This window comes from Paenibacillus alba (assembly GCF_013204855.1).
Taxonomy (GTDB): Bacteria; Bacillota; Bacilli; order Paenibacillales; family NBRC-103111; genus Paenibacillus_E; species Paenibacillus_E alba.
On the sequence record NZ_JABMKZ010000003.1, the window covers coordinates 472,037 to 490,012 of the forward strand.

19 protein-coding genes are annotated in these 17,976 nt (G+C 50.1%); 18 read left to right on the forward strand and 1 reads right to left on the reverse strand.

Annotated elements, in window-relative coordinates:
• The first annotated feature begins 4 nt into the window (after positions 1 to 4).
• From HQN90_RS05685 to spoVM, 16 genes are all read left to right on the forward strand, one after another.
• Positions 5 to 889: a YicC/YloC family endoribonuclease gene (locus HQN90_RS05685; RefSeq protein ID WP_173216848.1), complete on the forward strand. Its 885-nt coding sequence runs from the start codon at positions 5 to 7 to the stop codon at positions 887 to 889.
• A gap of 33 nt (positions 890 to 922) precedes the next feature.
• Positions 923 to 1,183: an extracellular matrix/biofilm regulator RemA gene (remA, locus tag HQN90_RS05690; protein WP_009672664.1), complete on the forward strand. Its 261-nt coding sequence runs from the start codon at positions 923 to 925 to the stop codon at positions 1,181 to 1,183.
• Positions 1,173 to 1,811 (forward strand): guanylate kinase, encoded by a 639-nt coding sequence (gene gmk / locus HQN90_RS05695; protein WP_079416239.1) that lies wholly within the window; start codon positions 1,173 to 1,175, stop codon positions 1,809 to 1,811. Before remA ends, gmk begins: the two co-directional genes overlap by 11 nt.
• Positions 1,812 to 2,036, forward strand: coding sequence for a DNA-directed RNA polymerase subunit omega (gene rpoZ, locus HQN90_RS05700; RefSeq protein WP_079416237.1), 225 nt, complete (start codon positions 1,812 to 1,814; stop codon positions 2,034 to 2,036).
• Positions 2,037 to 2,103: 67 nt separating this feature from the next.
• Positions 2,104 to 3,333 carry a bifunctional phosphopantothenoylcysteine decarboxylase/phosphopantothenate--cysteine ligase CoaBC gene (coaBC, locus tag HQN90_RS05705; protein ID WP_173216849.1) on the forward strand — a complete coding sequence of 410 codons (1,230 nt, stop codon included), beginning with the start codon at positions 2,104 to 2,106 and terminating at the stop codon, positions 3,331 to 3,333.
• Entirely contained in the window at positions 3,323 to 5,836 is a 2,514-nt protein-coding gene (gene priA, locus HQN90_RS05710; protein WP_173216850.1) for a primosomal protein N', read from the forward strand. Before coaBC ends, priA begins: the two co-directional genes overlap by 11 nt.
• 42 nt (positions 5,837 to 5,878) lie before the next feature.
• Entirely contained in the window at positions 5,879 to 6,361 is a 483-nt protein-coding gene (def, locus tag HQN90_RS05715) for a peptide deformylase (protein ID WP_079416231.1), read from the forward strand.
• A complete protein-coding gene (gene fmt, locus HQN90_RS05720) occupies positions 6,358 to 7,335 on the forward strand; it encodes a methionyl-tRNA formyltransferase (RefSeq protein WP_244209169.1) in 978 nt (325 codons plus the stop codon). Before def ends, fmt begins: the two co-directional genes overlap by 4 nt.
• Positions 7,336 to 7,454: 119 nt before the next feature.
• The gene (rsmB, locus tag HQN90_RS05725; protein WP_338042286.1) at positions 7,455 to 8,843 is read left to right on the forward strand and encodes a 16S rRNA (cytosine(967)-C(5))-methyltransferase RsmB; all 1,389 of its coding nucleotides are present in this window, start codon (positions 7,455 to 7,457) and stop codon (positions 8,841 to 8,843) included.
• Between the two features lie 215 nt (positions 8,844 to 9,058).
• The gene (rlmN, locus tag HQN90_RS05730) at positions 9,059 to 10,126 is read left to right on the forward strand and encodes a dual-specificity RNA methyltransferase RlmN (RefSeq protein ID WP_079416227.1); all 1,068 of its coding nucleotides are present in this window, start codon (positions 9,059 to 9,061) and stop codon (positions 10,124 to 10,126) included.
• Between the two features lie 15 nt (positions 10,127 to 10,141).
• The gene (locus tag HQN90_RS05735; RefSeq protein WP_173216852.1) at positions 10,142 to 10,906 is read left to right on the forward strand and encodes a Stp1/IreP family PP2C-type Ser/Thr phosphatase; all 765 of its coding nucleotides are present in this window, start codon (positions 10,142 to 10,144) and stop codon (positions 10,904 to 10,906) included.
• Positions 10,903 to 13,014 (forward strand): Stk1 family PASTA domain-containing Ser/Thr kinase, encoded by a 2,112-nt coding sequence (pknB, locus tag HQN90_RS05740; protein WP_173216853.1) that lies wholly within the window; start codon positions 10,903 to 10,905, stop codon positions 13,012 to 13,014. Before HQN90_RS05735 ends, pknB begins: the two co-directional genes overlap by 4 nt.
• A complete protein-coding gene (gene rsgA / locus HQN90_RS05745; protein WP_173216854.1) occupies positions 13,014 to 13,943 on the forward strand; it encodes a ribosome small subunit-dependent GTPase A in 930 nt (309 codons plus the stop codon). Before pknB ends, rsgA begins: the two co-directional genes overlap by 1 nt.
• Before the next feature lie 5 nt (positions 13,944 to 13,948).
• Positions 13,949 to 14,599, forward strand: coding sequence for a ribulose-phosphate 3-epimerase (gene rpe / locus HQN90_RS05750; protein WP_173216855.1), 651 nt, complete (start codon positions 13,949 to 13,951; stop codon positions 14,597 to 14,599).
• A gap of 14 nt (positions 14,600 to 14,613) precedes the next feature.
• Positions 14,614 to 14,859: a hypothetical protein gene (locus HQN90_RS05755; protein WP_173216856.1), complete on the forward strand. Its 246-nt coding sequence runs from the start codon at positions 14,614 to 14,616 to the stop codon at positions 14,857 to 14,859.
• Between the two features lie 283 nt (positions 14,860 to 15,142).
• The gene (spoVM, locus tag HQN90_RS05760) at positions 15,143 to 15,223 is read left to right on the forward strand and encodes a stage V sporulation protein SpoVM (protein WP_036634233.1); all 81 of its coding nucleotides are present in this window, start codon (positions 15,143 to 15,145) and stop codon (positions 15,221 to 15,223) included.
• A gap of 98 nt (positions 15,224 to 15,321) precedes the next feature.
• Here spoVM and rpmB read toward each other — a convergent pair whose 3' ends face one another.
• On the reverse strand, positions 15,322 to 15,510 hold the full coding sequence (gene rpmB, locus HQN90_RS05765) for a 50S ribosomal protein L28 (protein WP_029197753.1): 189 nt from the start codon (positions 15,508 to 15,510) through the stop codon (positions 15,322 to 15,324).
• Positions 15,511 to 15,836: 326 nt separating this feature from the next.
• Between rpmB and HQN90_RS05770 the strand changes: the two genes are divergently transcribed.
• Together HQN90_RS05770 and HQN90_RS05775 are read left to right on the forward strand one after the other, a co-directional pair.
• Positions 15,837 to 16,196, forward strand: a complete 360-nt coding sequence (locus HQN90_RS05770; protein WP_028558212.1) for an Asp23/Gls24 family envelope stress response protein — start codon at positions 15,837 to 15,839, stop codon at positions 16,194 to 16,196.
• A gap of 28 nt (positions 16,197 to 16,224) precedes the next feature.
• Positions 16,225 to 17,967 carry a DAK2 domain-containing protein gene (locus HQN90_RS05775; RefSeq protein ID WP_173216857.1) on the forward strand — a complete coding sequence of 581 codons (1,743 nt, stop codon included), beginning with the start codon at positions 16,225 to 16,227 and terminating at the stop codon, positions 17,965 to 17,967.
• The last annotated feature ends 9 nt before the right edge of the window (positions 17,968 to 17,976 follow it).

Sequence of the window (17,976 nt, forward strand, 5' to 3'; positions counted from 1 at the left end):
TAGGATGATTTGCAGTATGACCGGATTCGGACAAGCGAATCGTTCTTTTGCCGGATACAATGTGTTTATCGATGTGAAATCGGTCAATCATAGGTATAGTGAAGTGTCGATTCGCTTGCCTAAGGAATGGGCGGTCTTTGAAGACGCTTTGAAGAAAACGGTGCTGCAAGCCGTAAAGCGAGGACGTGTAGACGTCTTCATCACGGCGGAACGTGAGGCGGCTTCCATGAAGAGCGTGACGGTTGACTTTGCGCTGGCAGATGCCTATTTGCAGGCTGCTGAGCAGTTGAAGGAGCGCTATGGATATGCCGAGCAGGTCGGGCTCAAAGAATTATTAAGACTTCCTGATCTCGTTCAAATGAAAGAGTCGCGCAAGGAACCTGACAAAGAGATTGAAGAGGAATTGTGCGCCTGCTTGCAGGAAGCCGTTTCCAGGTTATCTGACATGCGGCTTCGCGAAGGCGCATTTCTGGAGCAAGATATTCGTGAACGCCTGATGGAACTGAAGCGGATTCATGTGGAGTTAGAAGCTTTGGCACCGCAGGTGGTTCAAGAATACGCGGCTAAGATGACGAGTAGAATTCAGTCTCTGCTGCAGGATCAGACGCCTGTGGATGGGCAGCGTCTAGCGACAGAAATTGCGATATTCGCAGATCGTTCGAATGTAGATGAGGAATTGACTCGATTGAAAAGTCATTTTGGGCAATGTGATCAATTGCTCACAGACCAGGAGCCTGTTGGACGCAAATTGGACTTCTTGATTCAAGAAATGAATCGGGAAGTGAATACAATTGGGTCTAAGTCGAACCACTCGGAGCCTACGGCTAGGGTCATTACGATGAAAGCAGAGCTTGAGAAAATGCGGGAACAAATACAGAATATCGAGTGAAGCGGCATGAAGCTTCGCGAGGAGGAAGCCCTAATGGCTATCAAATTAATTAATATCGGGTTCGGCAACATCGTATCAGCGAACCGCATTATCTCAATTGTGAGTCCGGAATCGGCTCCGATTAAGAGGATCATTCAAGAAGCACGTGATCGTCACATGCTGATTGACGCTACGTATGGTAGAAGAACCCGTGCCGTCATTATTACGGACAGCGATCATGTAATTTTGTCGGCAGTACAACCAGAGACGGTAGCACATAGACTTTCCAACAAGGACGATGATCATGACGAGTAATACGAACACTCTTGAGCGTGAGAGAGGTATTCTGATTGTACTTTCCGGTCCTTCCGGTGTCGGCAAAGGCACAGTTTGCGCGGCACTGCGTAAGATTTCTCCGGATATTGTTTATTCGGTATCAGCAACAACCCGATCTCCTAGACAGGGTGAAGTGGATGGCGTCAACTATTTCTTCAAAACGCGGGAACAATTCCAGCAGTTGATCGACACGGATGAAGTGCTCGAATGGGCGGAATACGTAGATAATTTCTACGGTACTCCGAGACGTTTTGTAGAAGAAACGCTGCGCTCCGGCAAAGATGTGATCTTGGAGATTGAAGTCCAGGGGGCTTTGCAAGTTAAACAAAAGTTCTCAGAAGGTGTTTTCATCTTCTTATTGCCGCCTTCCCTAGATGAGCTTGAGAACCGCATTGTTACCCGTGGGACGGAAACAGACGAAGTGATTCGCAGCCGCATGTCGGTCGCGATTGACGAGATCCGTTTAATGGAACACTATGATTATGCGATTGTGAATGATCATGTAGAAACGGCATGCGCCAAAATACAGGCGATTCTGGCAGCTGAGCATTGCAAAAAAGAGCGAATGTATCCAAAAATCGTACAATGGATGGATGAGGTGAATTGAATGTTATATCCTTCAATTGATAAACTGCTTGATATCGTGGACAGCAAGTATTCGTTAGTGGTTGCAGCTTCCAAAAGAGCGAGATCGCTACGCGACGGCGCGAAATCAGATTTGAAAAACCAAAAGGCTCACAAGCACGTGGGTGTTGCGTTAGAAGAACTTTACGGACATTACATCGGCTACGAGAAGATCGAGACGACAGAAACAGAGAAATATCAGAAATAATTGCTTTACCCAACAACCCTAGTGGTTGTTATTTTTTTCTCAAATGGTGCGAAGAAAGGGGAATTCGATGAGTGTATTGCAGGGTAAAACGATTGTACTTGGCGTATGCGGAGGCATCGCCGCTTATAAAGCTGCTGCGCTGACTAGCAAGTTGACGCAAGCAGGCGCTGTGGTTCGTGTCATTATGACCAAATCTGCTGTTCAATTCGTGGCGCCGTTAACGTTTCAAACGCTGTCCCGTCATCATGTTTTCGTGGATACCTTCGATGAGAAGGACCCTTCCGTAGTTTCACATATCAACTTGGCGGACAGTGCCGATCTGGTGCTCATAGCTCCCGCAACAGCGAACACGATCGGCAAGCTGGCACTTGGGCTTGGCGACGATATGCTGAGCACCACGCTGCTTGCAACGATGGCTCCAATTTGGATCGCACCTGCGATGAACGTGCATATGTATGCGAATCCGGCTGTACAGACGAATATGCAGACACTGTTAAGTCGCGGGGTGCGTTTTATTGAACCAGGAGAAGGGCAGCTCGCTTGCGGTTATGTGGGCAAAGGACGGCTGGCAGAGCCGGAGGAAATATTTGCTGCGGTAGAGCGTCATTTTCAGGGAGAGCCTGGACGCTTAGAGGGCCAGCATGTCCTTGTGACCGCCGGAGGCACTGTGGAACGCATTGATCCGGTTCGTTACATTACGAATGATTCTTCAGGCAAAATGGGCTACGCCATCGCAGAAGAAGCGGTGCGCATGGGGGCTAAGGTGACGCTGGTTTCCGGTCCTTCGGCTTTGCCTGTGCCTTGCGGCGTGGAGATTGTGCGCATTCAATCCGCGCTGGACATGCGGGAAGCCGTTTTGTCCCGTTTGGAGGCCAGTCATCTTATCGTTAAAGCGGCTGCCGTAGCGGATTATCGTCCAGCGGTCGTTGCCGAACAAAAAATAAAAAAGAAATCGGACTCGCTCACGCTGGAGCTGATTAAAAACCCCGATATTCTCCAGGAAATCGGCACTTTGAAAAAGCATCAGTTTGTCGTCGGTTTTGCGGCAGAAACAGAAGCGTTGGATGAGCATGCCATGGACAAGCTGAGCCGTAAAAATTGCGATCTCATCGTTGGCAACGATGTCTCTCAAGAAGGTGCGGGCTTTAGCGGAGATACGAATGTGGTACGTATTTATGATCGTAATGGGCTTGTAGAAGCTCTGCCTATTCAAAGCAAAAAAGATGTGGCGCGCAGACTGCTTGAGCTGGCAGCCGATCGTATGCCGGCCGCAGCGAGGAACGCAGATGTACGCTAAAGTGATTGTCGATGTCCCTGCGAAGCAAACGAACCGTGCATTCGACTATGAAGTTCCAGCCTCGTTAACCAAATGGGTGGAAGTCGGCAGTCGGGTAGGCGTGCCTTTTGGCCCCCGGGTGCTGCAGGGCTTCGTCGTTGAGCTGCACGCGGACACGCAGGTGGATGTTAAGCGGATTAAACCAATTCTGAACGTCCTGGATTTGGTGCCTCCGCTCACAGAAGAACTCGTCATGCTCGGCAGATGGGTCAGCCGCATGTATTTGTGTCATGAAGTTACGGCGCTGCAAGCGATGCTGCCTGCTGCGCTCAAAGCGAAATATGAGCGCATGATTGGGGTTGGCGAGGAGTCTGGTGAGCAAGCGCTGCTGGAGATGTCAGATCTCCAAGAAATTGTTCGCTTTGTCAAGTCCAAAGGATCGCTTTCGATGGACGCCTTGATGGAGCGTTTCGCGAGCGAAGGGGCTTTAATCAAACAATTGCTCAGCGCCGGCATCCTTACGGAGGAACAGAAGGTCAAAGACCGTATGAACACGAAGAAGGCGCTGACGGTGTTTCCTCCGGCCGGCGGATTGGGCTTGGAAGAGGCTCTGCTTGAGCTTCCTGCCAGAGCGAACAAGCAAAAGGATGTGCTGCGCTATCTGCTGGAGCATCCGCATGCGATTCGGCTGACCGCCTTGATGGAAACGATTGAGGTCGGGGCGAGTACGGTCAAAAGCTTGGCCGATCGCGGCTGGATCGAGCTGCGCGAGGTTGAGGTGATGCGCGACCCTTATGCGGGTCGTGCTTTTGCACGGACCAAGCCGCTTCCGTTAACAGAAGAGCAGACCGGTGTCTTCACGGAAATCCGCGATGCCGTAGCGGCTGAGAGGAATGAAGTGTTCCTGCTGCACGGGGTTACGGGGAGCGGTAAAACCGAGGTCTATCTGCAATCGATTCAGCAATGCCTGGATATGGGCAAAGAAGCGATTGTGCTTGTTCCGGAAATTTCATTGACACCACAAATGGTAGAGCGTTTTAAAGGACGATTCGGCGATTTGGTCGCTGTCCTGCACAGTCGTCTATCAAATGGCGAACGTTATGATGAATGGCGTAAAATAACGCGGAAGCAAGTGAAGGTTGTGATCGGCGCTCGTTCCGCGATATTTGCTCCTTTTACCCAAATTGGACTTATTATTATTGATGAAGAACACGAGTCCTCCTATAAGCAGGAGGAAAGCCCTAAATATCATACCCGGGATGTTGCGGTGCAAAGGGCAAAGCAGCAAAACGCGGTGGTGGTACTCGGCTCAGCGACCCCTTCGCTGGAAAGCATCGAGCTGACAAAGCGCCGCCGAGATCGAGAAAAGCCTCCTTTCCGATTGCTCACGATGCGGGAACGCGTGGCCAACAGGCCGATGCCGCCGGTTGCTATTGTCGATATGCGCGAGGAGCTTAAGAACGGCAATCGCTCCATGTTTAGCAGGTCCTTGTATAAAGCGATCGAAGATCGGTTACAAAAGAAGGAACAGATTGTTTTGCTCTTGAATCGGCGCGGCTATGCGACATTCGTGATGTGCCGCACATGCGGCTTCGTTTCCTCATGTCCGCATTGCGACATTTCGCTGACGTATCATCAAAGCTCGCGGATGCTGCGCTGTCATTACTGCGGCTATGCGGAACGTGAAGTGACGCAGTGCCCGAGTTGTCAGTCCGAGCATATTCGTCACTTTGGGACGGGAACGCAGCGTGTGGAAGAGGAACTCAGTAAAATTTTCCCTGGCATTCGCGTCATCCGGATGGACGTCGATACGACGACGGAGAAAGGGTCGCATGAAAAGTGGCTGACCATGTTTCGGGAGAAGCAAGCCGATGTCCTCTTAGGCACGCAGATGGTGGCCAAAGGGCTGGATTTCCCCGATGTTACCTTAGTGGGTGTTATTGCGGCGGATACCGTGCTGAATATCCCCGACTTTCGGTCAGCAGAGCGCACTTTTCAGCTGTTGACACAGGTGGCAGGACGAGCAGGCCGTCATGAAAAGCAGGGCGAAGTATTTGTCCAGACCTACACCCCTGAGCATTACAGCGTGCAATATGCCAGTCAGCATGATTATATTGCTTTTGCCAATCATGAGCTGGATATCCGGGCGAATTTAGGGTATCCACCGTATCAGCGGTTGATTTTGGTCACCTTTTCGCATGAGTCCGTTCCCCTCTTGGTGCGGTCTGCGGAAGCTTTTGTAACGAGGCTGAAAGAGATTGCTATGGAGTATTCAACCAAGCAGATGGATCTATTTGCGAATGTGGTATCAATGGATTCCTCCTTTCATATGGATGTGTTAGGGCCTGTTGCATCGCCTATTTCCCGAATCAAAGATAGATATCGATTCCAATGCGTGGTAAAATATCGTGGGGAAGATCAGGCTGCAGACATTGTAGGTCGCACCGTAGCGTGGTTTGAGGAGCGCTCGGCGAAGGAGAAACTGCAGATTAGCGTGGATGTTGACCCGCAATATTTGATGTAAGGAACCCCAAATAGAGAAGACTTTTAAAGGTAGGTGCACATTATGGCTATTCGCATTATTGTCAAAGATCCAGATCCTGTGCTGCGTGAAAAAGCGATCACAGTAACCAAATTTAACTCCAATCTGCACAAATTGCTTAACGACATGGCTGATACGATGTATGAGGCAGAGGGGGTAGGTCTTGCTGCTCCCCAAATCGGTATTCTCAAACGTGTCATCGTGATGGATTGCGGCGAAGAGCACGGCGGACTGATTGAAATGGTCAATCCGGAAGTGGTCACTTCCGACGGTGAACAAATTGGGGCAGAAGGCTGCTTGAGTATTCCTGGTTTGCGCGGGGATGTAACTCGGCCGTTGAATGTGACCGCGAAAGGTCAAGATCGCAACGGGAATCCGATTGAAGTAACGGGTACAGAATTGCTGGCTCGTTGTATTTTCCACGAAATCGATCATCTGAATGGTATTCTGTTTACCGATCTGGCAACAAAAACATATACGAGCGATGAAGAGGAAGATGCCGAGTGAATATTATTTTCATGGGCACTCCGGACTTTGCCGTCCCATCCCTGCAAGCGCTGCTGGAGCAAGGTTACAACGTCACAACGGTTGTTACGCAACCGGATCGGCCGAAGGGACGCAAACGCGTCCTGACGCCGACGCCGGTGAAGGTGGAAGCGGAGAAGCATGGTATTCCTGTGCTTCAGCCGGTGAAGCTGCGTGAAGCGGATTCTGTTGAGGTCTTGCGTCAATTAAAGCCGGATTTGATTGTAACGGCTGCGTATGGGCAAATTTTGCCCAAAGCGGTGCTGGATCTGCCGCAATACGGCTGCATTAATATTCATGCGTCGCTGCTGCCCAAATATCGTGGCGGAGCGCCGATTCATCATGCCGTGATGCAGGGCGAAGCGGTGACTGGCGTTACGATTATGTATATGGCTGTTGGTCTGGATACCGGCGATATGATATCCAAAGTGGAGCTTCCGATTGAAGATACGGATACGACGGGCTCTTTGTTCGAGAAGCTAAGCCTTGCTGGGGCTGATCTTTTGAAGCGTACATTGCCGGATTTACTGGCTGGCCGTATTCAGGCTGTTGTGCAAAATGAGGCTGATGCCGTCTATTCACCGAATATTCGCAGAGAGGACGAGCTGATTGACTGGTCGCGTTCTGCTGTGGAGCTTTGGAATCAAGTGCGTGGCTTAAATCCTTTCCCAGGCGCTTATACGTTATGGAATGGCGAGGTCATGAAGGTATGGGCTAGCGCGAACCCGAAGAGCGCTTCGGAGCCCAGAAGCAGAAGTTTGGCGCTAGGTGCCGATGCCCCTGCGCCGGGGACTGTCCTTGGCAGCAGTGAGCTTGGCATTGAAGTCATGACTGGCGAAGGCACGCTATGGCTGACGCACATTCAACCTTCCGGCAAAAAGGCGATGCCCGTTGCTGAATTTATTCGAGGCGTGCAAATCGCAGCGGGAACGGTATTGGGCGGCGGGAACGAATAGCGGCTTAGACTTAAATTCATTATTACTTAACAAAAAATGAGGTAGTTGATTTGTCAACGGAAAAACCAACTCGTCCGCAACATGGACTTCAGAAATCGCCGAGAGCTGGGAAGCCCTCGGTGCCAAAATCTTCCTCAGGCGCTGCGAAGAGCAGCGCTGTTAAGCATTCTGCCCGAGATGCGGCGCTGGATGTCTTGATTCGGGTGGAAGAGAATCAAGCGTACAGCAATTTGCTGCTGAACCAGATCCTGCAAAAGCATGCACTGGAACGATCGGATGCGGGACTGGCGACAGAGCTTGTGTATGGTACCATTGGACGGAGAAATACGATTGATTTCTTCTTGGAACGGTTTGTGAGCAAGGGGCTTGCCAAGCTGGAGCCCTGGGTTCGCTGCTTGCTGCGGCTGAGTTTCTATCAGCTGCATTATTTGGACCGCATTCCCGACCATGCGGTCGTGAGCGAAGCGGTCAATATCGCGAAGCGCCGAGGCCATCAAGGCATCTCGGGCATGGTCAACGGCGTGCTGCGCGCGATCATTCGCAGCAAAGCTGAGCTTACATTGCCGGCTGCGCTCGGCGATGTGAAGCGCATTGCGCTGGGCCACTCCCATCCGGAGTGGCTCGTGCGCCGATGGATCCGTCAGCTGGGCGCCGAGCTGACGGAACAGATCTGTGCGGCGAACAACGAGCCGCCGCACGTGAGCATTCGCGCGAACGCGAGGCGCCGCAGCCGCCCCGAGCTGCTGGAGCAGCTCCAGGGCAGCGGCCTCAGCGCGGAAGCGTCAGAGCTGGCCCCGGCCGGTATCCTTGTGCAGGGGGCCGGGAACATGGCTTTGACCCCCGGCTTCCAGCAGGGGGACTTCTCGATTCAAGACGAGAGCTCGATGCTCGTCGCCGAAGCTCTGGATCCGCGTCCAGGCATGACGGTGCTGGACTGCTGCGCCGCCCCTGGCGGCAAGACCGCGCACATCGCCGAGAAGATGGACGATGCGGGCAAGATCTGGGCTTGTGATCTGCATGAGCACAAGCAGAAGCTGATCGCAGATCAAGCAGAGCGTCTGGGACTGTCGTCCATTCAGACGCTGGTGATGGATGCTGCGAAGCTGGACGAGCACTTTGCGGCGGAGTCGTTCGACCGCATCCTGCTGGATGCGCCTTGCTCAGGCCTTGGGGTCATTCGCCGCAAGCCAGATCTTAAGTGGGCGAAGCAAGAAGCGGAAATCGACGCAATCAGCGAGCTTCAGTACGGTATCTTGAGTCACGTGCATCGGCTGCTGAAGCCGGGCGGCGTGCTGGTCTACAGCACGTGCACGATTGAGCACGCTGAGAACGCCGGCATGGTTGAGCGATTCCTCGCCGACCACAGTGAATTCGAACTCGATCCGCTGCCGGCGGATCGCTTTGCCAGCATTGATCCAGCAGCGGCGGCAGCTGGGATGGTGCAAATCCTTCCGCAGCAGTTCCACTCGGATGGCTTCTTTATCGCTCGGCTGCGCAAGCGTGCTTAGCATGGGGACATGAACGCATAAGCTACTTATGAAGAATGACCTGCCCACTGCGCAGGTCATTCGCGAATTTTGGCGCGATTCCACATGGGAACGAAGGCATTTTCCGCGTTTACTGGCAGCTGCTGTAGATGAGGATGTGTGTTCGTGCCCGCTTTGTGATAAAATACATGAGATTAGCAAAAAAGTAGACCAAATAACAACAGGTTGTGATAAATATGATTAGCAAAGTAAGTGAGAATGTGAAACCGTTTGTGTATGATTTGAATTGGGATGAGTGGCAGAGCTGGGTGAAAGAGAACGGCGAATCCTCGTTTCGTGCCGGGCAAATTTTTGACTGGCTGTATATAAAGCGTGTGTTCAGCTTTGACGAGATGTCGAATTTGCCGAAGACGCTGCGCGACAAGCTGAAGGATCAGTTCGAATTTGTAACATTGACCGAGATTGCCAAGTATCAATCGCAAGATGGTACGGTTAAGTTTCTATTTGAGCTGGAAGATAAGAATGCGATTGAAACGGTTGTCATGAAGCATAACTACGGCAACAGTATTTGTGTTACTACGCAGGTAGGCTGCCGGGTAGGCTGTACGTTTTGCGCCTCTACGCTGGGCGGTCTCAAAAGGGATCTTAGACCTGGGGAGATTGTTGCTCAAGTTGTCAAAGCGCAGAAACTGCTGGATGAAACAGAGGAACGTATTTCTTCCATCGTGATCATGGGAATCGGCGAGCCGTTTGAGAATTATGAAGCGACGATGAATTTCTTGCGTGTAATGATTCATCCGAAGGGTCTAAACATTGGACAACGTCATATTACGGTATCGACGAGCGGGATCGTGCCGAACATCTACAAATTCGCTGACGAGAATCTGCAAGTGAATTTGGCGATTTCCATTCATGCGCCGAACGATAAGCTTCGTTCCAAGCTGATGCCGGTAAATCGCAGATTTCCTTTCGTTGATTTAATTGAAGCTTGCAAGTATTATATTGCCAAAACCGGCAGACGCATCACGTTTGAGTATGCCCTTATGGGAGAAGTGAATGACCAGCCGGAGCATGCTGAAGAGCTTGCCTTGGTGCTGAAGGATATGCCGCTTAGCCACGTGAACCTGATTCCTGTGAATTTCGTAGCTGAACGGGATTTCAAACGTACGCCTAGAGATGATATTTTCACTTTCCAGCGTATTCTTGAGAAGGGCAAAATTAACGCCACCATACGCCGTGAACAAGGCAGTGATATTGCAGCTGCCTGCGGGCAATTGCGCGCTAAGCATATGGAGAGCAAGTAATGAGGTGAAATCCGGATGAAGATGGTAAGCCGTACTGATATCGGTAAAGTCCGTCAAGTGAATGAGGACCGCGCCACTATACAACCTGAGTTGGGTGGCCTTTCTTTGGCTATTGTTGCTGATGGTATGGGGGGACATCAGGCTGGTGATATCGCCAGTCAAATGGCTATCGATATGATCCAACAGCAGTTGCAGTTGATCCACCGGGGAATGTCCGTAGAAGCTTGCAAGCAAGTGCTGAAGGAAGCTATTGAGAATGCAAATGAGAAGATTTATGAGTTTGCTTCAGGACAGGAAAATTATCATGGGATGGGAACGACGGTTGTTGCTATTATAGCTTCGCAGGAGCTTCTTATTATCGGGCATATCGGCGACAGCCGTGCTTATAAAATAACAGATGATGCGATCACGCAGCTGACAGAGGATCATTCGCTCGTATATGAGCTCGTGAAGAACGGGCAGATTACCATCGAAGAGGCGGATCATCATCCTAGGCGGAATTGGATTACGCGGGCCCTTGGCACAGAGCCAGGCGTAGAGGTGGATCTTTATGAATACCCTTGGCGACCGGGAGACACGATTCTGATTTGCAGCGATGGTCTGAGCGGATTAGTGGACTCTAGTGACATTATGGGCATCGTCAAATCTCATGCCAAATTGGAAGATGCTGCGGAACAATTGATTGCACGCGCGCTTGATGAAGGCGGAGACGACAATGTAACGGTCATTTTACTTGCACATGATCAGGATTCGGACGAAAAAAGGGGTGATGAGAATTGATCGGTAGAAAGCTTGGAGGCCGCTATGAGATCCTAGAGCGCATTGGCGGAGGCGGCATGGCTTTGGTTTACAAAGGGCATGATCTTTTATTAAACCGTAAAGTGGCTGTGAAGGTGCTGCGCCAGCAGTATGTGCATGACGAAGAGTTCATTCGTCGTTTCCGCAGAGAAGCTCAAGCAGCCGCTTCCCTTTCTCATCCTAATGTCGTCAGTATTTATGATGTGGGACAAGAAGAAGACGTGCATTACATTGTCATGGAATACATAGAAGGCAAAACGCTAAATGATTTAATCAAGGAAAAAGCCCCGCTTCAGGTGGAAGACGCCGTTCATTTCGCGAGTCAAATCGCCGATGCGCTTGATCACGCCCACCATAATGAAATCATCCACCGGGATATTAAGCCGCACAATATTTTGATCGGCAAAAATGGCCGGGCCAAAGTGACGGATTTCGGGATTGCGCGTGCGGCAACCTCCTCGACCATTACGCAAACGGGATCGGTTGTTGGTTCTGTTCACTATTTCTCACCTGAGCATGCCAAAGGGACGAATACGGGCGAGAAATCCGATTTGTATTCCCTGGGTATCGTCATGTATCAAATGTTGACGGCCAAGCTGCCTTTTCTGGGTGAAAGCCCGATTTCGGTAGCGCTCAAGCATTTGCAGGAAGATGTGGAAGAGCCTCGCAAGGTGAACCCGCTCATCCCGCAAAGCGTGGAAAATATTATTTTGAAGGCCATGCGCAAAAAGCCCGAGGAACGCTACAAGTCAGCGAAGCTCATGATGGAGGATTTGGACACCTGTTTGAATCCGGACCGCAGGAATGAAGCGAAGGTTGCTTTCTGGGATGCTTATGGGATGGATGAAGAACGTACGTTGGTGATGCCTGCGATCCGTGCCGATCAACTATCGAAGTTCGAGGATGACGAACCGGAAAAGCCCGCTTTGCGCGAAGAATCAGCTCCTTCCAAAGGGAATGGATGGGCCAAGCCGTTGATCTGGATTGCCGTTCTGCTCATCGTACTGGGTGGGATGTGGTACATGGTCACGTATGTGAGAGGGATGTTCGCCGTTGAAACCGTGGAGGTTCCGAATGTGATTAACAAACCGTTGATTCAGGCTCAAGCTGAACTCACGGCGGTTAAGCTCGGTTCGACGGTTGAATATGACAAAGACAGCAAGCTGGCTAAGGACACCGTTATTCGTCAAGATCCGAGTGGGATGAGGATGAATGTGGGGACGAAAGTGACGCTTTATGTTAGTTCTGGCGTTCCCAAAATCAAGATGGAGAGCTATGTCGGACAGTTGCTCAAGGATGCCAAATTAAAGCTTCAAGCGCTTGGTATCACCGATGATCAGATTACGTTCACTCAAGAGACGACCGAGGATGCTCCTGGTACAATTCTGAAGCAGACGCCGCTTGTTGGGGACGAATTTGAACTGGGCAAAGCAGCCATTACATTTGTCGTCAGCAAAGCCAAGGAAACGGTTAAGATGCCTGATCTTGTTGGCATGACGGAAGCGGAAGCGAAGGCGCAGATTGCGAAGCTGAATCTTAAGGTCGCTGTGAATGGCATTACGCGCGAGAAGAGCTATAAAGTCGCCAAAGGCAAGGTCATTCAACAGTTTCCTTTTACCAAAAATCAGGATGCCTCTGTCGGTGACGAGATTTCCTTGGTGATCAGCGATGGTTTGCCGGAAGATGCCGGTCAATTAACGGTCAGCATTCCGGTGAAGCCGACGACAGAAGGCAAGGATTCCGAGTTCAAAATTGTGGTCAGCGACGCTCAGTATGAGAATTTCGAATACAAAACGGAAAAAGTGTCCAAGGCGCAGAACTTGGATGTCAAAGTCATTGTTTCTCCGGATAAAAAAGCCGTCATCTTGATCAAAGAAGGCGACAGTCTGGTTAACTCTATCACGCGCACGTATCAAGATTATTTGGATCAAAAGAGTGGGAAAACGGCATCGCCGAGCCCTACGGCATCGCCTACGCCTTCGCCCAAACAACAAAATAGCGGACCGGCAATCCCGGTTGGCAACAATGGAAATGGGCAAGGTCAAACAGGCGGTGCTGCCTCTAAACCACCTACTGGAGGCACAAATTAATGCCGCAAGGAACGATTACAAAAGCATTGAGCGGTTACTACTATGTACTGCCCGAAGGGGCGGAGCTGGCCGCGGCGAATACGATTACTTGCCGCGGCCGGGGGGTTTTCAAAAATAGAAATATTACCCCGCTCGTAGGGGATCGTGTGATGTACGAAGAGACCGAGAATGGGGAAGGCACCGTCACGGAGATCTTTCCTCGGACTTCGGAGTTGATTCGCCCTCCGATCGCGAATGTGAATCTCGTTGTGCTGGTCTTTTCGGTCACAGAGCCGGTCTTGAATTTGCAATTGCTGGACAAGTTTCTCGTTCATATTGAGAATACCGGGATTGACGTGCTCCTGTGCTTCACCAAAAGCGATTTATTGACAGCAGACAGCGACGCTTCCGGAGCCAAGGACATGACGGTTGCGGAGTTAGAACGGATTACCAAGCTGTATGAGGGCATTGGTTACACGATACAAAAAACGAGCTCGAAGCTGCATGAGGGCGTGGAGTCGATCCTCCAGCATTTGGATGGCGCGGTCAGCGTATTCGCCGGGCAGTCGGGCGTAGGCAAGTCTTCGTTGTTGAATGAAATGATCAGCGGTCTGAATTTGGAGACGAATGCCATTTCGCAACGGCTGGGGCGAGGGAAACATACGACAAGACATGTGGAACTAATGCCTCTAACGAACGGAGGCCTTGTCGCAGATACGCCGGGCTTCAGCCAACTCGATTTCATGGAAGTGGAAGCGGAGGGGCTTAGCGACTGCTTCAGGGAATTCGCCGCGATAGCGGAAGGCTGTCGATTCAGAGGTTGCTTGCATTTGCATGAGCCTGATTGCAAGGTTCGTGATGGCGTAGCCGAAGGGACGATTGCGGCTTCTCGTTATGATCATTACTTATTATTTTTGGCAGAAATCAAGGATCGGAAGAGGAGGTATTAGAACGGATGGTATATGTAGCACCTTCTATTTTATCAGCTAACTTCGCTAAGCTTGGGGAAGAAATTAAAGAAGCGGAGCTTGGCGGAGCAGATTGGATTCACGTCGATGTCATGGACGGCCATTTCGTGCCGAATATTACAATCGGTCCGTTGGTTGTTGAAGCGATACGCCCGGTGACGAAGCTGCCGCTTGACGTGCATTTGATGATTGAACAGCCGGATCGCTATATCCCAGATTTCGTCAAGGCGGGCGCTGATTTGATCTCGGTTCATGTAGAAGCTTGTACGCATCTGCATCGGACGCTGCATCTTATTAAGCAAAGCGGCGTGAAAGCTGGGGTTGTGCTTAATCCTGCAACACCGATTTCACTCATTGAGCATGTGCTGGACGAGCAGTTGGATCTTGTTCTGATTATGACGGTGAATCCCGGCTTCGGCGGTCAAGCTTTCATTCCGGGCATGCTGAACAAAATTCGGGCTTTGCGCGAGCAGGCGAATGCCAAGGGGTTAAGCGGGCTGCATATCGAAGTGGACGGCGGGATTAATGAAGTTACGGCTCGCCAGGTGGCAGAGGCCGGAGCGGATGTGCTGGTCGCTGGCAATGCGGTATTCGGGCAGTCAGATCGTGCTGAGGCTATCCGTCGAATTCGCGGGTAGAGGGGAGCGGGACGATGAGATTTCTCTGGTTGATCATGTACAGTGTGCTTTGCGGCATTTTGTTAACCTGCTTTTCGAATATACAAGGCGTGACAAAGTACATTTTTTCACTTGGCACCTTGTATGTGGGGATACGTTTTTTTCGCCAGTTCGAGCAAATTAGCTTTCGTGTATGGTTCATTGTGTTGACGATTCTTTTATATTTTATTTTCAGTTTATGTGTTGCACTTTATACGCAGCTGGGCATAACGCCATCGTAGCTGCATACATATAGTTACAAGAGTGAAGCGCTCTTGTAGCTTTTTTTGCTTTCTGGAAGCGAATTTACGGGAGAAAGTAAAATAGAGGGTACTTTTTTGCGACCCTGGCATATACTGTTGTAACGATGCTAAGGAGCAGTTATGCAAACAGTGTAGCTTACGAGGTAGCTTTCTTTCGAAAAACGCAAGTTCCATGCTCACGAAGTCAGTTTTCTGACGAAAACGCTTAGCCAAATGCTCACCAAGTCAGTTTTCTGACGAAAACTCTAAGGAGGGGTAGAGAATGAAGTTCTACACAATCAAGCTACCAAGATTTTTGGGTGGATTCGTGAAGGCCGTGCTTAATACGTTCAGCAAAAACTAGGAAGCACATAGTTAGCTATCTCCCCAGAAAAGCAAAAAAAGCACCGATAAGGTGCTTTTTGTCTTTTACATCGAAAGTGTAAGTATCAGAAGCTGCAATTAAACGCGAGCCACTTTACCGGATTTCAACGCACGAGTACTTACGTAAACCCGTTTTGGTTTACCATCAACGAGGATGCGAACCTTTTGAACGTTAACTCCCCAAGTACGCTTGTTTTTATTGTTAGCGTGGGACACGTGATTACCTGAACTTGGACTTTTACCTGTAATGAAACATTTGCGGGACATGTTTGACACCTCCTTCGGCAGTATACAAAGCAGCCTGGGTGGCAAGCCTAAGCTTGACATGACAGCTTTCCTCAAATTTAGACATTGCTTCTTGCGATTCATGTTATAACCAGCAAAAACACACTTAGACATAATATCATAGCAAAAGGAGCCTAGTCAACGAATTACCTGCTTTTTTGCCGTTTATTTATTTAGTATGTTATAGTACAATGAAGATTACTCCACATTCCAAGTACATAGTTTGCGGCAGATTTGTCAGGCAGAGCGGGAATGGGAATGCTTACATAGGTAGTTTTGAAGGGAAATTTGAAGGAGTTGTTTAGATGATGCCAATTGAACTCACAACCGAGTATGGAAAAGTGTACATAACCAATGAAGTGATTTCAACTCTGGCGGGTTCCGCTGCGTTAGATTGTTATGGACTTGTTGGTATGGCAACTAGAAAGCAATTAAAAGACGGGATAGCAGAGCTGCTGGGCCGGGACAATTTAAGCCGCGGTGTCGAAGTTCGTCGTGAGAACGGGCGACTCGAAATTGATCTTTATATTATTGTCAGCTATGGAACCAAAATATCCGTAGTTGCAGGCAACGTCCAAACGAAAGTTAAATATATTTTGAATGAAGTCGTAGGGCTTCAGGTGGACGATGTGAACATTTTTGTTCAAGGCGTTCGAGTAGCTAAATAAAAGCCCGTAACCAGGAAGGGGAATCACTTTGAGTAAGCGCTTTATTTCAATAAATGGAAATGACTTCACTGCCATGGTCTTGGCGGGTGCGGATAACCTTCGCCGAAATGTAGACAAGGTTAATGGATTGAACGTTTTCCCTGTACCCGATGGAGATACCGGCACCAACATGAATTTAACTCTCACGGCAGGCTGTGAGGAACTGAAGAAGAAGCCATCCTCTCATATTGGGAAAGCAGCTGATGCATTGTCCAAAGGGTTACTGATGGGCGCCAGAGGCAACTCAGGGGTTATTTTGTCACAGTTGTTTCGCGGATTCGCGAAGCATGTGCACGATCTTGAGCATGTAAATGTACAGCAATTTGCAGCGGCGCTGCAGCAAGGTGTAGAAACAGCCTACAAAGCTGTTGTGAAGCCTGTAGAAGGCACGATTTTGACCGTATCCAAAGAAGCAGCCAAGCACGCGGTGCAGTATCGGCGCGGCAACGATTTGTTGGATCTGATGCAGGAGGTTCTGAGCAAAGCGAAGGAAGCGCTCGCCAGAACGCCTGAGCAGCTTGCTGTGCTTAAGCAAGTTGGTGTGGTGGATGCAGGCGGTCAAGGACTGGTCTGCGTCTATGAAGGCTTTGTGGCGTCGCTGAGCGGCGGTCTGGTTCGTGAAGAAGATGATTATGCAACGATGGATACGCGGTTGGACGCAGTTTCCCTTGTTCCCGGCATGAACTTGGCCAAGGAAGTGCACGCGCATTTGCCGGCTCAAGCACATTTGGCTACGGAAGACATTGAATTCGGCTATTGCACGGAGTTTATGCTGACAATTGTGCCCGGCAAGGTCAAGGGGCTGACTTTCAATGAAATCGCATTCCGCGATCAACTGAGCAAGTTGGGAGATTCTCTGCTAGTTGTCGCCGACGAGGAATTGGTAAAGGTGCATATTCACGCCGAATATCCAGGTGAAGTGATGAACCAAGCCATGAATTACGGGGCACTTAGTCGTATCAAAATTGAAAATATGCGCGATCAGCATTCACATATATTGGAAGACATGGCAGGCGGATACGAGGCGCCTCATTCGTTTGCTGCGGAAACGACAGGACTGGCAGCACCAGGCAAAGCCTATGGTTTTGTTGCGGTTGCTCTGGGGGACGGGATTACCGACATTTTATCCAGTGTAGGCGTTGATGTTGTTCTGTCCGGCGGACAGACGATGAATCCGAGCACGGAGGATATTGTGAATGCCGTCAACAGCATTGATGCGCAAACCATCTATGTGCTGCCGAACAATTCGAATATTATATTGGCGGCTCAGCAGGCTGTCGATTTAGTGGATAACAAGACACTCGTTGTAATCCCTTCGAAATCGATTCCGCAAGGCCTTGCCGCGATTCTGGCTTTCCAAGAGAAGGCGGATCCGAATACGAATACAGAAGCGATGAACGAGTCGCTGGGGCGTGTCAAATCGGGCCAAGTTACGTATGCCGTGCGCGATACGAGCATGGACGGCATTGAGATTAAGCAGGGGCATTTTATCGGCATTCAAGATGGCCGGATTGTGTCGTCCCAGCCAAGTCTGATGGATGCTTGCAAAAAGCTGCTGGAAGAAATGATTGAAGAAGGCAGCGAAATCGTTACCATCCTCACGGGAGAAGATGCCAAGGAGGAAGAAACCGAAGAACTCGAAGCGTTCATCCAGGCCATGTACCCGGAAATGGAAGTCGAGCTTCATCCTGGTGGACAGCCTTTGTATGCCTACCTGTTCTCTGTTGAATAAACGATCGTA